This is a genomic window from Mesotoga infera (genome assembly GCF_900157305.1).
GTDB lineage: Bacteria > Thermotogota > Thermotogae > Petrotogales > Kosmotogaceae > Mesotoga > Mesotoga infera.
Map to the genome: position 1 here is coordinate 2,837,091 of NZ_LS974202.1, position 19,293 is coordinate 2,856,383.

At 49.1% G+C, this 19,293-nt stretch carries 13 protein-coding genes; 2 read left to right on the plus strand and 11 right to left on the minus strand.

The window, feature by feature from the left end:
* Nucleotides 1–31 precede the first annotated feature (31 nt).
* The 9 genes from MESINF_RS12985 to MESINF_RS13025 all read right to left on the minus strand — a co-directional run bounded on the left by MESINF_RS12985 (nucleotide 32) and on the right by MESINF_RS13025 (nucleotide 12,744).
* Entirely contained in the window at nucleotides 32–1,552 is a 1,521-nt protein-coding gene (locus MESINF_RS12985; RefSeq protein WP_169700500.1) for an FGGY-family carbohydrate kinase, read from the minus strand.
* Nucleotides 1,553–1,566: 14 nt separating this feature from the next.
* The gene (locus MESINF_RS12990; RefSeq protein WP_169700502.1) at nucleotides 1,567–2,991 is read right to left on the minus strand and encodes an L-fucose/L-arabinose isomerase family protein; all 1,425 of its coding nucleotides are present in this window, start codon (nucleotides 2,989–2,991) and stop codon (nucleotides 1,567–1,569) included.
* A 101-nt stretch (nucleotides 2,992–3,092) separates the two neighbouring features.
* On the minus strand, nucleotides 3,093–4,577 hold the full coding sequence (locus tag MESINF_RS12995; RefSeq protein WP_169700504.1) for an alpha-N-arabinofuranosidase: 1,485 nt from the start codon (nucleotides 4,575–4,577) through the stop codon (nucleotides 3,093–3,095).
* Between the two features lie 38 nt (nucleotides 4,578–4,615).
* Nucleotides 4,616–6,559 (minus strand): alpha-L-arabinofuranosidase C-terminal domain-containing protein, encoded by a 1,944-nt coding sequence (locus MESINF_RS13000; RefSeq protein ID WP_169700506.1) that lies wholly within the window; start codon nucleotides 6,557–6,559, stop codon nucleotides 4,616–4,618.
* On the minus strand, nucleotides 6,560–7,864 hold the full coding sequence (locus tag MESINF_RS13005) for an endo-1,4-beta-xylanase (protein ID WP_231936775.1): 1,305 nt from the start codon (nucleotides 7,862–7,864) through the stop codon (nucleotides 6,560–6,562). It lies immediately after the preceding gene.
* Nucleotides 7,865–7,989: 125 nt separating this feature from the next.
* Entirely contained in the window at nucleotides 7,990–8,868 is an 879-nt protein-coding gene (locus MESINF_RS13010; protein WP_169700510.1) for a carbohydrate ABC transporter permease, read from the minus strand.
* A gap of 4 nt (nucleotides 8,869–8,872) precedes the next feature.
* Nucleotides 8,873–9,784: a carbohydrate ABC transporter permease gene (locus MESINF_RS13015; RefSeq protein ID WP_169700513.1), complete on the minus strand. Its 912-nt coding sequence runs from the start codon at nucleotides 9,782–9,784 to the stop codon at nucleotides 8,873–8,875.
* Nucleotides 9,785–9,818: 34 nt separating this feature from the next.
* Nucleotides 9,819–11,051, minus strand: coding sequence for an extracellular solute-binding protein (locus tag MESINF_RS13020; RefSeq protein WP_169700514.1), 1,233 nt, complete (start codon nucleotides 11,049–11,051; stop codon nucleotides 9,819–9,821).
* A 619-nt stretch (nucleotides 11,052–11,670) separates the two neighbouring features.
* On the minus strand, nucleotides 11,671–12,744 hold the full coding sequence (locus MESINF_RS13025; protein WP_169700516.1) for a GntR family transcriptional regulator: 1,074 nt from the start codon (nucleotides 12,742–12,744) through the stop codon (nucleotides 11,671–11,673).
* A gap of 317 nt (nucleotides 12,745–13,061) precedes the next feature.
* Between MESINF_RS13025 and MESINF_RS13030 the strand changes: the two genes are divergently transcribed.
* Nucleotides 13,062–14,324 (plus strand): hypothetical protein, encoded by a 1,263-nt coding sequence (locus tag MESINF_RS13030; protein ID WP_169700518.1) that lies wholly within the window; start codon nucleotides 13,062–13,064, stop codon nucleotides 14,322–14,324.
* Between the two features lie 66 nt (nucleotides 14,325–14,390).
* On the opposite strand, the gene MESINF_RS13035 is transcribed toward MESINF_RS13030, so the two are convergent.
* Complete coding sequence (locus tag MESINF_RS13035; RefSeq protein WP_169700520.1) at nucleotides 14,391–15,437, minus strand: Gfo/Idh/MocA family protein; 1,047 nt, start codon at nucleotides 15,435–15,437, stop codon at nucleotides 14,391–14,393.
* 382 nt (nucleotides 15,438–15,819) lie between these two features.
* Between MESINF_RS13035 and MESINF_RS13040 the strand changes: the two genes are divergently transcribed.
* Complete coding sequence (locus tag MESINF_RS13040; RefSeq protein WP_169700522.1) at nucleotides 15,820–17,841, plus strand: alkyl/aryl-sulfatase; 2,022 nt, start codon at nucleotides 15,820–15,822, stop codon at nucleotides 17,839–17,841.
* Between the two features lie 161 nt (nucleotides 17,842–18,002).
* Here MESINF_RS13040 and ltrA read toward each other — a convergent pair whose 3' ends face one another.
* Nucleotides 18,003–19,271 (minus strand): group II intron reverse transcriptase/maturase, encoded by a 1,269-nt coding sequence (ltrA, locus tag MESINF_RS13045; RefSeq protein WP_169700841.1) that lies wholly within the window; start codon nucleotides 19,269–19,271, stop codon nucleotides 18,003–18,005.
* Nucleotides 19,272–19,293 lie beyond the last annotated feature (22 nt).

A 19,293-nucleotide genomic window follows, 5' to 3' on the forward strand; every position in this document is an offset into this window, starting at 1 on the left:
ACAATGAAAAGGTGGGGTCTCCCCCACCGTATCAGATTTGCCACATCAAGTCTTTCGTTCTCTCGTAGAGCTGACGGAAGAGTGCGTAAGATTTTTCGTATATCTCCCGATTGTTCGGATCGGGATTGATCGGTTCTCTGAACTTCACCCACTCTTTTATCCTCTCAGGTCTGTCGATCAACCCCACACCCAGTCCTGCCAGGAATGCATCTCCGAAGGGAGCCTCCACAAGGCTGGATACCTGTCTCATCTTGTAGCCAGTGATATCGGCGAAAATTCTGTTCCAGGCCGAGGATTTAGCCACTCCGCCGACTATCCAGCACTCGTCGTTCAGTTTCAGTCCAGCCTTGATTCCCTCCTCGATGTTATGTCGCAGGGCGTACGCCGCTCCCTCCATCAGGGCTTTGTACATATGGGCTTTTGTATGCACGAGTGTAACTCCGAAGAAGACCCCCTTGGCAAAGGGATCCCAGATCGGCGATCTTTCGCCCATGAAGTAAGGGAGCACTATTATTCCGTCGCTTCCGGCAGGTATAGTTTCGACTTCTCTATCCAGAAGCTGGTACGGGGAAATGCCCGTTCTCAAACCCACAGAAGCTTCGCTGTCGGCGAATTCTTCTTTGAACCATCTGGCGAGCGCCCCAGTGGTGGCAGATCCACCGAAGGAGTATATCCGCTCGGTATCGTGAACCACATACGGAAAATTGACGAGCCCGAAGGGTAGCTCACTGCCGTCGTGAACGGTTCCCCAGCAGGTAGAGGTACCAACCATGGCGACGTGTTCACCCTCTTCAAGCGCCCCGGCCGAAAGCTGTGCCACGGGCGCGTCGATTCCACCTGAAATGACGGGTGTTCCCTCGCGAAGGCCGCAGAGTTTTGAGCTGGCCCGAGTTATCTTTCCAACCATATCACTCGATCTCACGATTCTCTCGGGAAGGTATTCGATCGGTATTCCCAAAGCTCTACACATATCCGAGGACCATGTCAGTTTTCTTATGTCGAAAACACCGCCTATATTCCCTGCCGATGAGTAGTCGATAGCGTTTTCTCCGGTAAGCTGATAGATAACGTAATCTTTCGGAGTCACGAACTTGTATATCTTCTTCCAGATCTCCGGTCTGTTGTCCCTGAGCCACATCATCTTGGTGAAGCCATAGTAGGAATCGACGTAATTGCCGGTTATAGAAAAGATCTCTTCTTTAGATATGTTATCCTTAACCCAGCCGGTTTGATCCGTCGCACGTCTGTCCATCCATATGAGACAGGGATAAAGCGGTTTCATCTCCCTGTCCACCGGTACACCGGAGCCGCCGTAGAGACCGCTGATCGCCAGAGCGGCGATCTCTTCCTTCGCCACTCCCGATTTTTCTACCACTTCCCCCATCGTTTCGAAGGCAGCTCTCACCCAGACGTCCGGCCACTGTTCGGCCCAGTTTGAGCCGGGTTTGATGACATCGTACTCTCTCTGCGCCTCGACGAGAACACGACCGCTTTCGTCCACCATAACGCTTTTCGTACCCTGAGTCCCAATATCGCACCCGATCAAATACATATCCTACCACCCTTTCAGATTTCATCGATTTCGTGTCTCAACCAAGATTGTACCTCATCTATTCCAGGCTCGCCAGGATCCAGCTCGACGCCCTTCATGTATTTGACGGCCTCATAGATTACAGGCATTATCCTGTCGTGGACGCTGGCCACGTGATGAATGTAGGGGCCGCACACCAGTTTCTCTTCGAGCTTTGGCCAGTTCCTGAACTTCGCCCAGACGTACGTTCCCTTGTTGAAAGGCCCATCAGTGCTTTCGGCGTGAGATACGAAAAGCTTGTAATTCGAGAAGTCTCCGTCGAACCTGAGAACGCTGAGTTTACCCCCCTTTATCTCCCATTCCGATACCCCGGGACTGTGGCTGTCGAGTATGAAGTGTTTCCCGATGTACGGTTTTTCCTTCGCGAGCGAAAGCGGGAAAGGCCCGCAATGCCACAGCAGCTCGGCATTGTCATCGGTCGGATGTCTGATAGTAAGATCGGCAAGAAAGGAAGGTTTTCGATACATGGTGGCCGCCTGGGCCAGTTCCATGCTTATCGCTCCGTGAACGTCGGTTTCGCAGGCAACGGGGATTTTATTATCCGATAGTAGAGAATGGGCAAAACAGGGCATTACGCCATACACCTTTTGCAGAGCGTTCCAGCATTGAATGGCTATTCCGCTCAATCTCTCTTCGACCGCCCACCTCTCCATCACGATCTTGAGCGTCAATACCTTCTTGAAACTCTCTTCACCCGCACTGGAGTAATCGACTCTGTCCCTTAGTTCGGCCAATTCCTGGTCGAGCTCTTTAGAGTCCAGAAATTTTTTCGCCTCTTCCACAATATCTATCAGAGTTGTCGGGATGAGCTCTATGCCGAACTTTTCCAGAAGCTCTCCTTCGTTGTTTATGACGGTCCAGAAGTCTCTCGGCCTGTTGCTTATAACTCCGATTTTCATATTGCGAAAGGCCCTGACCACCGAAGCAGCGGCGAGGAAGTTTTTAAATCCCCTTTCGAAGAGGGGATCATCGACCGAAGAGTTCACTATGTATGTGAAGGGAACACCGAAGCGTCTCAACAACTTGCCCGTCGCAAAAAGGCCGCACTGGGTGTCACGGGTACGACTTCCATCGGGCAGCGGGGCATCATCTCGCGGCCCCCAGAGGAGAAGGGGCACATCGAGTTCTCTGGAGAGCTTGGCAACGGCTTCTTCGGTTCCAAAATTTACATGAGGCGCAAAGATGGCGTCCACTTTGGCCTTTTTGAAATGTTCCGCCACCGCTGGTGAATCCTTGGGATCGTAAATGAGCCCCTCTTCGTTCAGCCAGTCGAGACCGACGTAATCCACATTCCAGGCCTTCAGCTTTTTTTCGATGAGAATTCTTTGTTCATGAGCATCTTTCTTGCTGAAAACGTTTCTCCTTGTGGGAGCGAACCCGAGTTTTAGCTTTTGATACATCGTTTACCTCCTTTCAACCTCCTGGATGACTCAGTCGGCCGGGCTTGAAAGAATACCTGCCGTAGTTTTCCTCCCATCGAACTCCTTGAGCTTTTACACTCTCAGAGTGTTTTTTCCAGAGTGAACTCGATTACGCTGGCAGACATGGGGGCGAGCCTGAGATTCATCTCCCCGGTTCCCGTGGCCAGTTCATCGCTCACAAGATGTATCCTGTCAGGGTTATCGAAATCGTTCATCTCATCCGGAGCCGAGCCGGTCAGAACATACCGATCGGCCTTTTTCTTCACTTCCAGCCCCGAAAGATCGAGACGTATATCGGCTTCCTTCTGATAATAGTTGATCAGCGCCACGCTGAGTACGCTTCTCCTTTCGTCGTAAGTCGCCGAGCCGTCGATGTAGGGAACATCCTTCAACTGGAAGCTGTTGCGTCCCTCCACGAACGTTCTCGCTTTTATGTCATACCTTTGGGTATCGATATCCATGGCGAGTCTGGTCCGGCCCGTATGGTTCACGAAGAGATCGAAAGCGTGATAGATCGGAGTAAGAACAATCTCGTCACCTTTCGTCTTTATCATACCCAGGGCGTTAACCATCTGCGCCAGATTGGCCATTTGGACCGTATCGTTCATCCTGTGCATAACAACGAATATTCCGGCAGCGAAGAGTCCATCCTTCAGCGCGTACGGCTCTTCTATGAGTACCGTTCCCTTCTCGCTTCCCTCCCTTTCCGCACTGATTTTGTACCATATATTCCATTCGTCGAACGAGATCTTCACATGATCCAGGCGAAGATGTTTTATAAGGCTCTCGAGAAGCTTCAATCTCTGCTCGCAGTAATACACCGAAGCCACGGTACCGAAGTAATCGTCCGAACCGTGGTATTCGTGAATCGAGATATAATCGATCAAGTGTCCGGCGTGCTTCAACACAGTCATATCCCAATCGGGGTTGTCGGCTCCCACGGCTATAACTTTTATCGAACGGTCCACCCCCTTCATGAACTGCGTGTACTGCCTCAGCTTTTCGGCATATTCGGCCGCGCTGCAGTGCCCGACCTGCCAGGGGCCGTATACTTCGTTGCCTATTCCCCAGTATTTAACTCTGTAGGGCTCTGAATGTCCGTTTTCTCTCCTCATTTTCGCGTATCTGGTCGGTGTATCGAGGTTGCAGTATTCGAGCCAGGCGATGGCCTCATCGAGAGTACCCGTCCCCAGACTCACTGCCAAATAGGGCTCGGCGCCGAGTTCGCGACAGTACTGTATAAACTCATCCGTTCCGAACCTGTTGCTTTCAACCCCACCCCATATATAGTTAAGTAGCTGAGGCCGTTTTTCGACGGGTCCGATACCGTCCTGCCAGTGATAAGCGGAGGCGAAATTGCCACCGGGCCATCTCAAGATGGGACACTTGATCTTTTTAACGGCTTCTATGATATCTATCCTGAATCCCCGCGAGTCAGATTTTGAGGATTTTTCGTTGAAAATTCCGTCGTAGATACATCTACCCAGATGCTCCGTGAAATGCCCGTAGATCATATCGTTTATCTTTCCGAGTTTTTCCGGCTTAACCCTGACATATGTCTGCACTGTAATCCCTCCCTGATTGACTAATCGCCATGAGATATTCAAAGACTCCATGTATTCAATCTCAAGACCGTGATCGAATTACCTTCAAAGGTGAATGTGAATCGATTGGAGAAATCCGATAAAACCGTAGTTATAGGTATGATCTTTTCGGGATCGTCGAAAGTGTTTTCGTCGAAGATACTACTGGAAGTAATTACTGTCATTTCCCCTTTACCTGTCAATTTAGTGGTTTCATTTATTTCCACCAGAACCTCTTTATCCCCGGGCCAGGGGTTGACAACCTTTATTATCAAATCTCCGGTTTCATAATCAAAGCTACAGGAGTGATAAAGCGACTTGAACCAGTAGCCTATGACTTCAATATCCTCGTCTGTAAGACTGGAATCGACAATGATATCTCCGAGGTTCCGGTTGAAAACCTTCTGGACATGATAACTGGGGGTTCCATAAACCCTGGTGTTGTCGAACCAGATTAGATCTGGAGTCCACTGCGACCAGCCCGGTCTGTTGAACAGGGGGGCGTAGGCCGCCATAATCACAACGTCGCTATTGCGTTCCAATCCCGTCATCAGTGCCGCTTCTGCCAATGCAGCCTGCAGGGTGTTTCTCCTTCCAGCTTCATGGGCCGCATATTCTCCGAGCATGACCTTTGGGCCTTCTCTATCATATTTATCGTACCTTTCTGTATTTCTCAGCATCCATTCTGGCACGGCATAAATATGCTCGTCTAGCATCTCCACCCCGTTTTGACGGGCCCATCTCCAGGCCCTGTTGAACGATGCGCCTTCGTATGAAGGTGGTCCACTGAAAAGTATGACTATCTCGGGATACCTGTCCTTTATGGCTTTCTGAAACAGTGTGAAACGTTCGTGGTATTCATTTCCCCAGTTCTCGTTTCCTATACCTATATATGTAACGTTGAAAGGTTCGGGATGACCGAGCTCAAAGCGTTTCGCACCCCATGGACTTTCCACCGACCCATTGGCGAATTCTATGAAGTCCAGAACATCCTGAATCCACACGTCCATCGTATTCATAGGGCAGTACTCGGCTCCCCGTACCTGGCAAGAAATTCCCGCGTTGAATATCGGCACGGGTTCGGCACCAAGATATTCGGCTAGAAGGAGATACTCAAAAAATCCTATTCCATAGGACTGATGATAGCCCCAAAGATTGTAATTGGCCCTTCTTTCTTCAGCCGGACCGATCGTGTCCTTCCAGCGGTATGAGTTTTCAAGACTGTCGCCTTCTACCAGACAACCGCCGGGAAACCTCAAGAACCCTGGCCTCAACTCCTCGAGCATTTCCAGCAGGTCCGGTCTCATACCGTGCCAATTTTTATCTGGCAGGAGCGAGATCATGTCCAGAGAAATCAATCCGGAACCCTTCACAATCAACGCCAGTCTACCGTATTGACAGTCCTCGGGAACTTCGAGAATCACTGAATATTTCTCCCACAGATCATCGAAGTCTGATCCCAGAACGGCGGTGATAATTGAGTTTCCCTGCTCGTCAATGAGGTGGATTTCGATTTCTCCGTTGTATTCATAACCTCGGATCAACGAGGAGAAGGTATAATTCTCGCCCCCGACGAGAGGAATTCCATCGTAACCATTGTTCGCGAGAATCACGCACCCGTCGTCGGATTCTATATCGAAGCTAAGATAATGCGTGTTATTACCATTGACAGGTCTTTCGGACTTAATCGAAAAGCTCGCCTTGCAGCCTTTATCAAGGATCACAGACCAGCCTTCCATGCGATCGGTATGCTCGAAGGAGCGGTTTCTTACTAGCTCGGCGTAAAGACCGCCGTCAACCGCATGGTTAATATCCTCAAAGAAGATGCCGTAAAGAATGGGGCTTATTGGGCTAAAACTACTGGGGTTAACTGTCATCACATGATCTATGTCAGCCAGAATGGATGCGGGAAAGAACAGCACAGCCATAAAAACGACTATCAAAATCAAGATGCGAGGCTTCATTCATTGCACCTCCTGTTCCTTTCCGATCACGAGAACGAAGTTGTTTTCTCCTTTACTGCTTACATCCAGGGAGAAGGTCTTAGAAAAACCATCAGTAACAACGGTGATTTCGTAATTACCGGCGAAACCTTTGAAAGCGACTTCTCCAGATGGTACTGCATCGATCTTCAGATATGTTTTCCATTCTCCATGAATCAGGTCCTTCAGTTCGTAGAAAATCGGTTTGATCGACAGGTCATCGCGAAGGAATCCACTTCCCGACTGCCAGGCGCGGTAGAAGTTCCAGTAAGTTATGACTTCTACAGCCGGATGGCTGAAGAAGACTTTGTAGAAGATCTTCGCTATTTCCGCCTGAATCTCTTCGGCCTCGCTTATAGACACTTTGAAGGCATCGATAACTGCGGGAAGAGGGATCTGAAACTCTGAGATATGTATGGGTTTTCCCAGTTGGGCCAGTTCATCTATCGCAAGATAAATGCTCTCAAGCGATCTAAGCTGTTCCTGTAGGTCCTGTGCGGTGAAGATGTGAGCTTCGGCACCTATCGCATCTATCTGTACACCTTCGTCTATCAACTGCCTGGCCCTGGAGATGAAAGCCCTTCTGGTACCGACGTTGACCAGAACGCCGTATTCGTTGAGAACCGTGATTGCATCTGGGTCGGTTTCCTTAACTATTCTGTACGATTGAGCGATATAGTCCGGGCCCAGGGAGTCGAACCAGTTCTGAACGATCGGTTCGTTAACGACATCCCAGTACTGTACAAGATCTTTGAATTCTTCGACTTCTCTAGCCACACGTCTGAAAAGAAGCTCGCCGACCTCCGACCACTGTCCCAGCTTCCCCATTCTTTCCACCCAGCCGGGAACTCCGACACTCGGAGGATTTCCCCAGACGAGTGTGTGGCCTTTAACGGGAATGCCGTTTTCCTTGAGCCACCCGGCGATCTTTTTTGAAGCATCGACAAGGCGTAGTCGCCCTTGGGTGGGTTCATAGTCGGCCCAGTAGAAGGACGGTAGGGTGGCGAAGTTGAAGAGTTCCAAATAGAGTCGCATATACTCCGCGAGGTCTTCCTCCGGTAGAGGCTTGGTTCCGAATCTCCTGCCCCTGTTATAACTCGACTGAGCGTAGGCGTACAGAAGATATTCCGGAGCGTTTCCGAAGTAAAACTCGTGAGAAAGCTGTTTTACAGTCAAAGAAGCATCGCTCACCGACCTTCCCTGACCATCCACGATACCTATTCTGACCGGTATCTTTCTATTGTTTTCTATCCTTTCCTCGAAAAGACTTATATCGACTTCAGACAAAAGATTACCTCCAAAAACAGGAGCACATACGAACAAGGATATAAAAAGCAGGAAACAGGTCTGTACCGCAATTGCGAGATGTACAGAGCCCTTTTTAGAAGAAGAGCACTCGAATGACATGAGATCTACTCCTTTCCTAGAGATCCCAGAGATATCCCTTTCATCAAGTATCTGTGGAAGACAACGAAGATTATCAGTGATGGTGCAACCGAAAAGAAAGCTCCGGCCATCATCGGACCTATGCCGCGGTAGGGGTCTCCCCAGCCGGCACTGAATCTTATGAGCGCTATCGGAAGCGTAAATTTGTCGGACTTGCTAAGAATCAAAAGCGGCCAAAGAAAACTGTTCCACGAACCCAGGAAGGTCATCAAGCCCAGTACGAGCATCGCCGGTTTGACATAAGGAATCACGATGCTTATAAGGAACCTGAACTTCGAACAGCCGTCCATCCAGGCCGCGTCCTCCAGTTCGCCGGGAATATCAAGCATGTACTGTCTCAAGAGAAAGACGCCAAAAGTCCCTCCAAGCCCCGGCAGAATCAGAGCCAGATAGGAGTTTGTAAGTCCCATTCCCTGAATTATGAAAAAGTGAGGCACCAGGAACAACACTCCGGGGAAGGCAAGCACGGCCACATAGATCCAGAAGATCAGCATACGACCCCTGAATCGCAAACGCGAGAGAGCATAAGCAGCCGGGATAGAGAGTGCCAGCGTTGCCAGTGTGGAACCGACGGCGACGATCACACTGTTCAGAGTAGCCCGGATGAGCGAAAGACCTCCTGAAGGCGCGAAAATGATCTTGTAATTCTCCAGGGTCGGGTTTTTTGGTATCCATTCGGGAGGTGACTGAATTACGGCCACCGCCGTAGATTTCAGCGAAGTAGAAAGCATCCAGAAAATCGGCGCAAACCAAAAAGCTGCAAATGCCCAGAGAAGTACCGTAACAACGACGGCAGCAATGCGCTTGCTGAGCTTCTTCTTGTTTCTGGCAACTGTAGAAGTCATCCTCTCACCCCTCTGTCGAGCGTATCGACTTCGTCACGAGCACGAGCTGTATTATCGCAAAGATAAGCACTATCGCGAAAATATACCATGATATCGACGCAGCTCTTCCGAAATCCTGTCTCTCGAACCCCACCAGGTACAGGTAATAGACCATCGTTCTCGTGGTACCGGCAGGCCCCCCGGCCGATAATATATAAGCCTGGTCGAAAAGCCCGAAAGCGAGAATAACCTGTCGAACTACGTCGAAGAAAAGTACGCTCCTTATCCAGGGCAGGGTAATATACAAAAACCTCTTCCACGGTCCCGCTCCATCCAGTTTAGCCGATTCGTACTGCTCGGGAGGTATCCTCTGCAATGCGCCCATATAGAGCAAAATGCTGAACCCCACTATCCACCAAATGGTCACCAATATTATCACTCCCCAGGCGACCCCGGTGCTTCCAAACCAGGAAACGGCAGCATTGATGAAACCTGCTTTATTCAGGTAGTAATTCGCCAGACCTGAGGGAAAGGAAGCGAATATCCATTTCCACGAGCTGAGAATGCCCACCGATCCGAAGAAGGCCGGTGAGACAAAAGCGATCAACAGCCACAACTGTCCGAACCTTTTTTTATTGAGAATATGGGCAAAGAGTATGGCTACGATTATCGTAAGCGGAACGCTGACTATCGCGAATATCACTGTGTTCTGAACAACGGGCCAGAATCTCGAGTCGTTCCATGTGCGGATGTAGTTGCTGGCTCCCACGAAGACATTGTCGTTGAGCAGGCTCCAGTTGAAGAAACTGATTACCATCCCAAAGACCAGGGGAACGGCGACGAACAGAACGAAGAAAACCAGGTGAGGGAGGAGGAACAACCACGACACAACCTCCCTGCGGAAACGTTTACACGACTTCGATTGTGATTGTCTCAACTGCTCCTCCTCCCTTCACCCAACTACAGAAGGCTCATTTTACTCTTGACCAGTAATCGTCGAGAATCTCCTGCACCGCGAATTCAGCTTCTTTCATTCCCTCTTCGGGGGAGATGGAGTGCAGCACGAGTATTTCGTCAAGATATACGGCGATTTCAGCTTCGATTTCCGATATCAACGGGAACATCTGGAACTGCTTTACATATTCCGATTCTTGAGAAACAACGTAAATATGAGGAAGTTTCTCCTTCAGCTCCTGACTCTCCGCGATGGAGATTCTGGCTGGTGTCTGACCGGCCGCGTACCAATCAATCGCATTGTCCCAGAGGTACTTTATGAAGGTCGTTGCCGCTTGTAGAACCTTCGGGTCTTCAACCATTACCTTCGGCATCGCCAGAACGTGCGAGCCTCCGAAGACTGCCTTGGTCGTACCCAGTTGAGGTACTACCGCATAACCGAAGTCCTTGCCGAGCTGTTGCATCCAGGGCTGGATCGTCCAGATACCCGTTATCAAAACAGAACTATCACCCGACTGGAACGATACGCCTGGATCGGCTACCTGCATCGGGAGAATACCTTTTTCCTGCATCATGAGCATCAATTTGCAGGCCTCGATTCCCGCCTTGGCAAAGGCTGGTTTCTTGAAGTCATCGGTCAGAAGATCGCCACCGTGCTGCCATAGCAGATGGAACCATATCCAGGTCCAGGCGGGATTTTCGTAGTAGGGAGTCAATCCGGCCGGGGTAATTGGAATCAGGGCTTCCATAGCCGCTATGAACTCGTCTCTTGTCTTTGGAGGGTTCTCCGGGTCCAGGCCCACTTTTGCGAAGTTGGCCTTATTGTAGGCCATATAGAAAATCCATATATCCAGTGGGATTCCCACGACTTTACCGTCGATCACTAGTCCCTCGAGAACACCGGGGAAGATATCGTTCACGTCGATCCCGTAATTGTTCAGCCATTCCTCGGGAGTGAAGCCTTTGAAATGCTGCAAATACAAAGGCATGTCGAACTTTCGGATGAACATTATTTCCGGCGCGGTTTTCGACGCGATACCCATCGAAAGCTTGTTCTTCATATCCAGAGACGACTCGACCACTACGTGAACAACCTCGATTCCGGGGTGCGTGGCGTTGAACTTTGCAACGATCTCATCCATGTAAGCCCCGTCCGCTCCGGTAAGCGGTGTCATCATCGTAATAGTTATTCCGAAAGAAAAGCCTACAAAAACGATCAGTGCAAGAGCCAAACACATGAGCTTTTTCATTCAGTTTCACCTCCTTGAAAAGGTAATAACCCATTGATCAGAAAAGGATAACTCGATAACATCCATTCTTTCTTTACCACATCACCCCCCATGGAACAAGAAAAATTCTCTGCCGAAAATCAGTTTTTCTATCGTTGTGAAAACAGGATATGACCGGGAGAAATCTGCTGGCTTCGATCGTTATTTTGATATGGACTCAGATAATACTTATATGTACGTACCTTATTGTATTAAGTTCAACTCTCTTCCAGTTTCGATTACTTGAAAAGCATAGTCCGAAAAAACGCCAAAGCAACAGAATTAAAAAGGAAACTGTGAAGTGATCCATCTACGTTAGATTCTACCAAACGTAAAATTCAGCAACAAACACAGTTATATTTGAAAGATACCTGTGAGAAGCGAGTTGCGGGAAATATCGACGATATTCGTACTCTCTTTTACTTGATTGTAGAGTTTTCTTCAGATTTCGTAGGATATCTGATACCAGAATGTCTATACAATATGGTAAATCAAAGTTTTTTTATGAAATCCACGCGGATAAAGAAAACGGAGAAAAGACCGCCCTCTGTGGGCGGCATAATTATCGAAGAGATTTTCCCGATTTGAAGTTCTGAGTTCTCTATGATTTTGCCTGAGTTATTGAGCTTCTCTCTATGAGTTCAGGTTCCAATACTACTTTCTGAGGTTTGCCACCGTTTAGCATATCGAGAAGGATTTCGACGGCTTTTTTGCCCACTTCCTCTTTCGGATGGGCGAAGGTGGTCAAGACATCTCTGAAGTCACCGATGGGGCCATCGTCAAAACCGATAATGGAGATATCTTCCGGTATTCTCAAGGCAAGACGCTTTGCGACAAGCTGAAGCTGAAGGGCAGTCGCGTCGTTGTAGCAAAAAATCGCAGTTGGTCTTATTTGCAAGGGAAGAGACATGAGTTCGTGGGCTATCTGCATGGGTGCTCCGGTGAATTCCGACACGTTGAAAGCCTTATCGTAGATTCTGTCGACACCCAACTGTCGGCACCTTTCACTGAAGCTCCTTGCCCTAACCACGCCGGGGAGATGGGTGGATTTGTAGATGACCGCTACCCTTCTGTGACCGTGATCATAAAAGATCTCGGCAGCTTTTTCACCTCCACACGCATCATCGAGAACGACGCAACTCACCTGATCAATGTTCCAATCGGTGTGAACCAGGGTTATCTTGACCCCGGATTTCGCAAGAGTCTTCACGAAATCCTTGTTAGATCTCTTGGTGGCACTGTAAACAGGGTCGATAATCAGACCCTTGACGCCCGCTTCCATCCACTCGCCAAGAATCTGCCTTTCCTTTACAGGATCTTCGGAAGCGTTTCCCAGGAGCATTTTGTACTCGTTCCTGAAAAGGCAATCCTCCGCGCCGAGCACAACGTAAGGAAATATATAACTGGTTATCTGCTGAACTAGTATTCCAACCAGGTGATTGTCGTTTCCGTAACTGACAAAGGTTCCAAGGCCCGGTCTGCGGACTATGACGGCCTTCAGAGTCAACCTGTCCAGGGCCTTCCTGACAGTCTCTCTACTGGCATTGAACTTCGTCATCAACTCTTTTTCAGTAGGGAGTTTATCGCCGGCCGAATACTTTCCTGACTTTAATTCTTCAAGCAAATAGCGCTCGATGATCCCGTATTTGGAAGTGATGACGACCGCCCCCTGCATCTTAAATGTACGTACGTATTTGAATTCTACACCGTAAATAGCATTGAGTCAAGTTTTTATTAAGATACACAGTAAAGACTATGAAAAGCCTTTCAAATCAGTTTTTGCAGACTTTCGAAAACTCGCGTTCTTTTACGGCTTTGACCAATAACTAAGCACATCTCACCACTCGACACTCGTTACGGCTCTTCGTGGTCTATAATTTGTATATTCAACTTTCCGCTAACGGTTAATTAAAACTACCAGACGGACTCCCGCACTTTTATCGATAACTCCATCATTCACAGTTCTTGTTCAAGCGAAGGAGGGATAACGGTATGAATTATTTCAAGAGAGTTCTTTTCGCATTACTGGCAACGACATACTTTCTGTGGTTCGCAAACGTTGCTATCGCCAATTCTGGAAGGATAATGCCCGAAGATTTCGAGTATCTGGGCGCCTTTCTGGTACCGCAGTGGATAGACGGGATGCCGGACGCCGAGAGCTGGGAGTGGGGAGGCATGTCGATGACCTACGACCCATCTGGTGATCCGGGAGGAAAGAAGGATGGTTTTCCCGGCTCCATCTACGGTACGGGCCACGATGTCTGGAACCTTGTCTCGGAAATAGATATACCCGTTCCGGTGATTTCACCCACCAAGAGGATTTCTGATCTCAACACCGCCCGAACAATCCAACCGTTTGCCGATGTCAGGGATGGGCTCTTCATATGGATCGAGGAGATGCCCCGCGTTGGACTCGAAATACTGGAGCCGCAAGGAGAGCAGAGTTCAAGGAAACTGTATCTCTGCTGGGGCGCGCATTTCCAGGACGAATACTTCTCGCATATGTGGTGCGAGACCGATCTGAATGATCCCCGCCCGGCCGGAATCTGGAAGATAGAAGGGCTCAATCCGTATAACGGGAACGACTATCTTTTCGCGATTCCTTCTGAATGGGCAGACCTCTACACACCCGGGATGCGCCTCGCGACTGGACGTTACCGCGATGGCGGATGGTCCGGCTTCGGGCCCACGCTGGCGGCTATCGGCCCATGGAATCAGGGTAATCCGCCTCCTGACGGAACGACTCTCCAGTCGGTTGTTCTTATCAAATACTCCGACTACTTCGAGGGAGAACCCGACCCGTGGTACCAAATGAACGGTTACGCCCATTCGGACGAATGGACCGGAGGGGCCTGGCTCACTGCAGGCGACAGATCTGCGGTGGTCTTCGTCGGTACCAAAGGGATGAGCGAAGCATGGTACGGCGACACTCTGCGAGAATGCATGGACGACTGTGAGTTTCCTTATCTCCGCGGCTGGTGGAGCCTCTCATTCGAAGGCTGGTTCCTCTTCTACGATACGTCGGATCTGGCCAAAGTGGCCCAGGGAGTGTTGGAACCCTATCAGGTGCAGCCATATGCCCATTTGAACGTGGACGATGTGCTCTATTACGTACATGGAAAACAGGAGAAATACCATCTGGGTGCCTGCTGCTACGATCGCGCAAATCGTCTTTTTTATGTCTTCGAACCCGGTCGCGAGGGTCCATCGGGAGAAAGTGAAAGGACGATCATCCACGTATGGAGAATCAAATAGCAGACACGTACCCCGACGGGAGTCTTTTCACCTCAATTGGCTGGCTTAATCGAAACGGCTAATTTGTCATAGTTCTATGGTTTTGTCGAGGTCAGCCGATTCGTAGAAGCCATCGAGTATCTTCTGAACCACGCAAGCCTCCGCGGCCGTCGGGATGGGTAAGACGTTTCCAAAACAGTTTTCGACGAAGGCTTCGATCGATCTTTTATGACCATCTCCGGTCTCGATAAAGGGCAAGTTTATATCGATCAGCTCGCCGTGCATTTCGGTGTACACCTCGGGCGGGAAGAGCGAGGCCCCGGCCCTGTCACCGTGCAAATGGAGGTTCATCACCGACCGCTCTTTAGTGTTGAGCGCGTAAGCCGTTTCGATAATCATCGTTGCGCCGTTGCGGAATTTTACAAGTCCGAATGCCGAATCTTCGACGGTGAACCCATGAGGATTCCATTTGCCCATGAGTCCGATGCCTTTCCTGTTGCCTATTTTCCGGTAAGTGCTGGCGACAATGCTTTTAGGTTCGGGGAAGTCCATCAAGTGCAGGGCGAGGTCTATCATGTGTACACCTATATCGGCCACGGGTCCCCCTCCCTGCAAATCTCTGTTCGTGAAGGATCCCCAGCCGGGAATTCCTCTCCGTCTTATTGCCTGCGCCGTGCAAACGTAAATTTCTCCCAGTTCTCCCCCCTCGATGAACTTCTTTATCGCGAGGGTTTCTCCGCGGAAACGGTAGTTGAAGTTGAAAGAGAGGATTCTCCCTTCTTCCTCTGCGGCTGTCAACATCTGGCGAGCCTCAACCTCGTTCATAGCTGGAGGCTTTTCGCAGAAGACATGGCATTTAGATCTGAGTGCCGCCAGCGACGCGCTGGCATGGAACTTGTTGGTCGTGCAGACCCATACGGCATCCGGGCCCACTCTTGAAAGCATCTCGTTGTAATCTTGGAAGGTAGTTTCAATCAAGAATTTGCCAGCGAGTCTTTCGGCCTTCTCCAAAGCCGTATCGGCAATAGAGACGAGTTCGACTTTGTCTTTCATCTGCGAAAGTACTGGAAGGTGGACTTTTTCCGCAATCTGTCCCGCTCCGATAAACGCGACACGCAGTTTAGTGGCACCCATGGAATCTCACTCCCATTGATGCAATCTGTGAAGAAACGGAGCTTTCCTGTTCGGCGGATTTATCTACCTTAACAAAAAGCCCTACATGGATCAGCCCTATAAATCTATTCAACTGGCGATCTCTTTTCGAGTTCACGTGAAAAACTTCTGCCAGTGGCTTATCCGGCATCTATCAAAACCTCCTTCGGTGGAGTTCTTTGATTATTATAATCGATTATCGTTGTTCTGCCTTCGATTCACCGGATTGAAAAATTATAAGGCTGAACCGATACAACAATACAAATAATCGTATGAATAATATTCCCCAAATGCTACAATTTCAACTGAGTGTCTTTTGTCGGTGGTCGAAGGTATTTAGCGCAATTTCAGGGAGGTGCAGGGAATGAGAAAGAGATCCGGAACGCTGATGTTGTTTGTAATACTACTGGTCGCGTATGTGTTTGCGAACTCCGCTGTAACTAGTCTGTCGAACTTGAACAACTCACAAAAAGAGGCGACTGACAAGACCGCAGAAGTAAATCGGAGTTACTACTCGCTTCTCGATTTCGATGAAGAAACCGAGTACGAATTTGCAACCAGGGGGCTTATAGCGGCACCGGAGACCCTTGAATTGAAAGACAGCAACGGACGTGTTGTCTGGAGTCAGAAAGCCTATGAATTTGTCGATGAGTTCGAGACTATACCGGACACGGTCAATCCCAGTCTTTGGAGAGATACAGTTTTGAACCATAGTTACGGACTTTTCGAGGTCTGTGAGGGTATCTACCAGGTACGTGGTTACGATCTTACAAATCTCACGTTGATCGAAACTGAAAGCGGTGGCTGGATAATCTTCGATCCCCTGATGAGTCAAGAATGCACCGAAGCGGCCATGAAACTTGTAGAAGAAAATCTCGGCAAGCGACCCGTAATGGCCGTCGTGATAAGCCATCCCCATGTGGATCATTTCGGTGGAATAAGGGGGGTCGTACTGGAAGAACAGGTTGCAGATAGATCTCTCTCGATCGAAGAGCAGATCTCCTCGGGTAAAGTTCCCATTATCGTTCCAGAAGCTTTCACCGAACACGCCGTGAGCGAGAACATTTACGCGGGGACCGCCATGGCGAGAAGAGCCACTTATCAGTACGGTGTGTTTCTTGAGAAAGGTGTAAAAGATTCTCTGGCCATGGGTATAGGACTTTCACAATCAACAGGAACGCTGACCTTCATCCTGCCCACTCACGAAATAAAAAAGACCGGTGAGAGGATAGTCATCGATGGCGTCGAGATGATATTCCAGATGACTCCTGGAACGGAAGCCCCGGCGGAGATGAACACGTATTTTCCCCAGTTCAAAGCCCTTTGGATGGCTGAGAACTGCACCGGAACTCTTCATAACCTCTATACACTTCGCGGCGCTCAGGTGCGCGACGGCAACGCCTGGGCCAAGTATATACTGGAGGCAATAGCTCTATTCGGTTCTGAAGCGGAAGTTACCTTTCAATCACACAACTGGCCTCACTGGGGAAATGATGTCATTATAAGATACATGGAAGACACGGCCGCCGTTTACAAGTTCATACATGATCAGACGCTCATGTATATAAATCTTGGCTACACTTCCGACGAAATCTCTAATATGATACACCTGCCGGAATACTTCGAAAAAGTCTGGTACACGAGACAATATTACGGCACCGTCGCACACAACTCCAAGGCCGTTTACCAAAAGTATATGGGCTGGTACGACGCCAATCCTGTGCATTTGAATCCGCTGGATCAGTCGGAAAGAGCCAGAAAATTCGTCGAATATCTGGGAGATACAGACAGGGTTCTGGAGATGGCCTACAACGATTTCCTGGCCGGAGAGTACCAGTGGGTGGCCGAGATCACCAATATTCTAGTTTTCGCAGATCCACAGAACACAGCCGCTCGTTATCTATGCGCCGACGCACTCGAGCAATTGGGTTACCAATCGGAATCGGGAACGTGGAGAAATGCTTACCTTACCGCCGCCCTTGAGTTGCGCGTGGGAAATTTGAAGGACGAATCCAAACTCGCGAAGGGAAGCGCCGATATTCTCCTCAACACGACCGTTGAAATGATACTCGATTACATGGGAATACTTATCGATTCGAATGCGGCGCAAGATATAGATATCACCTTTAACCTGATTTTGACCGATTCAAACGAGAGGTACTTCGTTCACCTTTTCCACGGCGTACTGCTATATTACCCAGATCAGACGCGGGAGTTTGTGGATGCGACTCTGACATGCCCGAAGATCGGTCTCTTAACCCTTATAAGCAGGAACGAAACGCAGCAGAAGTTGATAATCAAAATTGATGGTGACAGCGATATTCCGATGAAATTGACTCAGGCGATGGTGACACTGGATAAAACCTTCAATATAGTCGAGCCGTAAGACCTGTCACGGCGGGATTCAAGAGCCATAAGGACTGTCATCCAGTGTTGCTCCTCCTATATGTGATCCCGTTCTCCCCCCTTTCGAAGGATGATCGAGTAGGAGAGGGGCGGAGCCCCTCGTCCTCTCACAGAACCGTGCGTACGGGCCTCGTACACGGCTCATGGATCGAGTATCGGATACTTCGACAGGGGATGATAGTACGATGTCATATCGAATAAGTTCATCTCTTCAAAGAACCTGTTGGGAATGGCGTAATTGACTGCTTTTGTGTGAGAAGAGCGCCATTTGTTCATTCTCAAATTGACTTTCTCTTCCCATCCAGCCCTTCTAAGGACTCTGTTCAGTTTCTTTGTGCTCTTCCACTGGTGTAGTATGATGGCTCTAAGCCTTCTCCTTATCCAGCTCAAAAGCCCTCTCAAGGTAGATTGTAAGTCTACTATCCTGAAATAGCTGGCAAATCCTCTCAACAGTGGATTTAGCTCTTTCACTATTTCCTTTACCGGTGTGCTCTGGTTCCTTCTTGTAAGTCCCTTGACCTTTCCCTTGAACCTTTTCAATCTGGATTTCTCTATCCCAACTCTCTCGCCTTTTATTTCGAAGCCAAGAAAGTGAAAGCCCTCCTCCAGTGTTGTGATTCTCGTCTTGTTTCTGTTGACCTTGAGCTTCATGTCAATCTCCAGTATGTTGATCGCGATTGCCAGAAACTCTCGGGCTTCTTCCTGGGTTTTCGAGAAGATTAATATGTCGTCTGCATATCTGACTATCCTTATTCCTCTGGCTTTCATCTTCTGGTCGAACTCGTCCAGGTAGATGTTCGCCAGCAGGGGACTTATTACACTACCCTGTGGACTGCCAGTTTCTGTTGCCTTCCAGACTCCATCTTCCATTACTCCGCTCTTCAGCATTGCGCGTATGAGTTTGAGTATCTTTCCATCACTCACTCTCTCTGCTACGGAGTCTATTATCTTCTCATGATCCAGAGTGTCGAAACATTTGCTCAGGTCAAGTTCCACTACATTGCACAGACCGTATTTGGATGCAAAAGCTTTCGCCTTCTCCACCGCCTGCCAGGCATTTCTTCCCTTTCTGTAACCGTAACTGGAGGGATGGAATCTTTCCTCGAATATAGGTTCCAGTATCTCCTTGAGAGATTGTTGTACCACCCTGTCTCTCACAGCAGGTATTCCCAATTGCCTTGTTTTACCATCTGCTTTTGGGATTTCTACTCTCCTGAGTGGCATGGGCATGTACTCACCGCTCTTGATTTCTTCGGATAATCTCTCGATTTCTTCGAGGAGTTTCTCCCCGAATGATTTTACGGTTACTCCGTCTATCCCAGGAGCTCCTCTGTTGGAGTTTACCCTGTGATAGGCTTTCAATAGGTTCTTCTTCGAATAGACTTTGTCGATTAGACTGTAATACTTCATCTCTTTCTCCTGCATGCTCCCT

Coding starts and splice junctions, on each gene's coding strand:
- MESINF_RS12985 (WP_169700500.1), bottom strand. CDS start 1,552: ATGTATTTGATCGGGTGCGATATTGGGACTCAGGGTACGAAAAGCGTT.
- MESINF_RS12990 (WP_169700502.1), bottom strand. CDS start 2,991: ATGTATCAAAAGCTAAAACTCGGGTTCGCTCCCACAAGGAGAAACGTT.
- MESINF_RS13000 (WP_169700506.1), bottom strand. CDS start 6,559: ATGAAGCCTCGCATCTTGATTTTGATAGTCGTTTTTATGGCTGTGCTG.
- MESINF_RS13010 (WP_169700510.1), bottom strand. CDS start 8,868: ATGACTTCTACAGTTGCCAGAAACAAGAAGAAGCTCAGCAAGCGCATT.
- MESINF_RS13020 (WP_169700514.1), bottom strand. CDS start 11,051: ATGAAAAAGCTCATGTGTTTGGCTCTTGCACTGATCGTTTTTGTAGGC.
- MESINF_RS13025 (WP_169700516.1), bottom strand. CDS start 12,744: ATGCAGGGGGCGGTCGTCATCACTTCCAAATACGGGATCATCGAGCGC.
- MESINF_RS13030 (WP_169700518.1), top strand. CDS start 13,062: ATGAATTATTTCAAGAGAGTTCTTTTCGCATTACTGGCAACGACATAC.
- MESINF_RS13035 (WP_169700520.1), bottom strand. CDS start 15,437: ATGGGTGCCACTAAACTGCGTGTCGCGTTTATCGGAGCGGGACAGATT.
- MESINF_RS13040 (WP_169700522.1), top strand. CDS start 15,820: ATGAGAAAGAGATCCGGAACGCTGATGTTGTTTGTAATACTACTGGTC.
- ltrA (WP_169700841.1), bottom strand. CDS start 19,271: ATGAAGTATTACAGTCTAATCGACAAAGTCTATTCGAAGAAGAACCTA.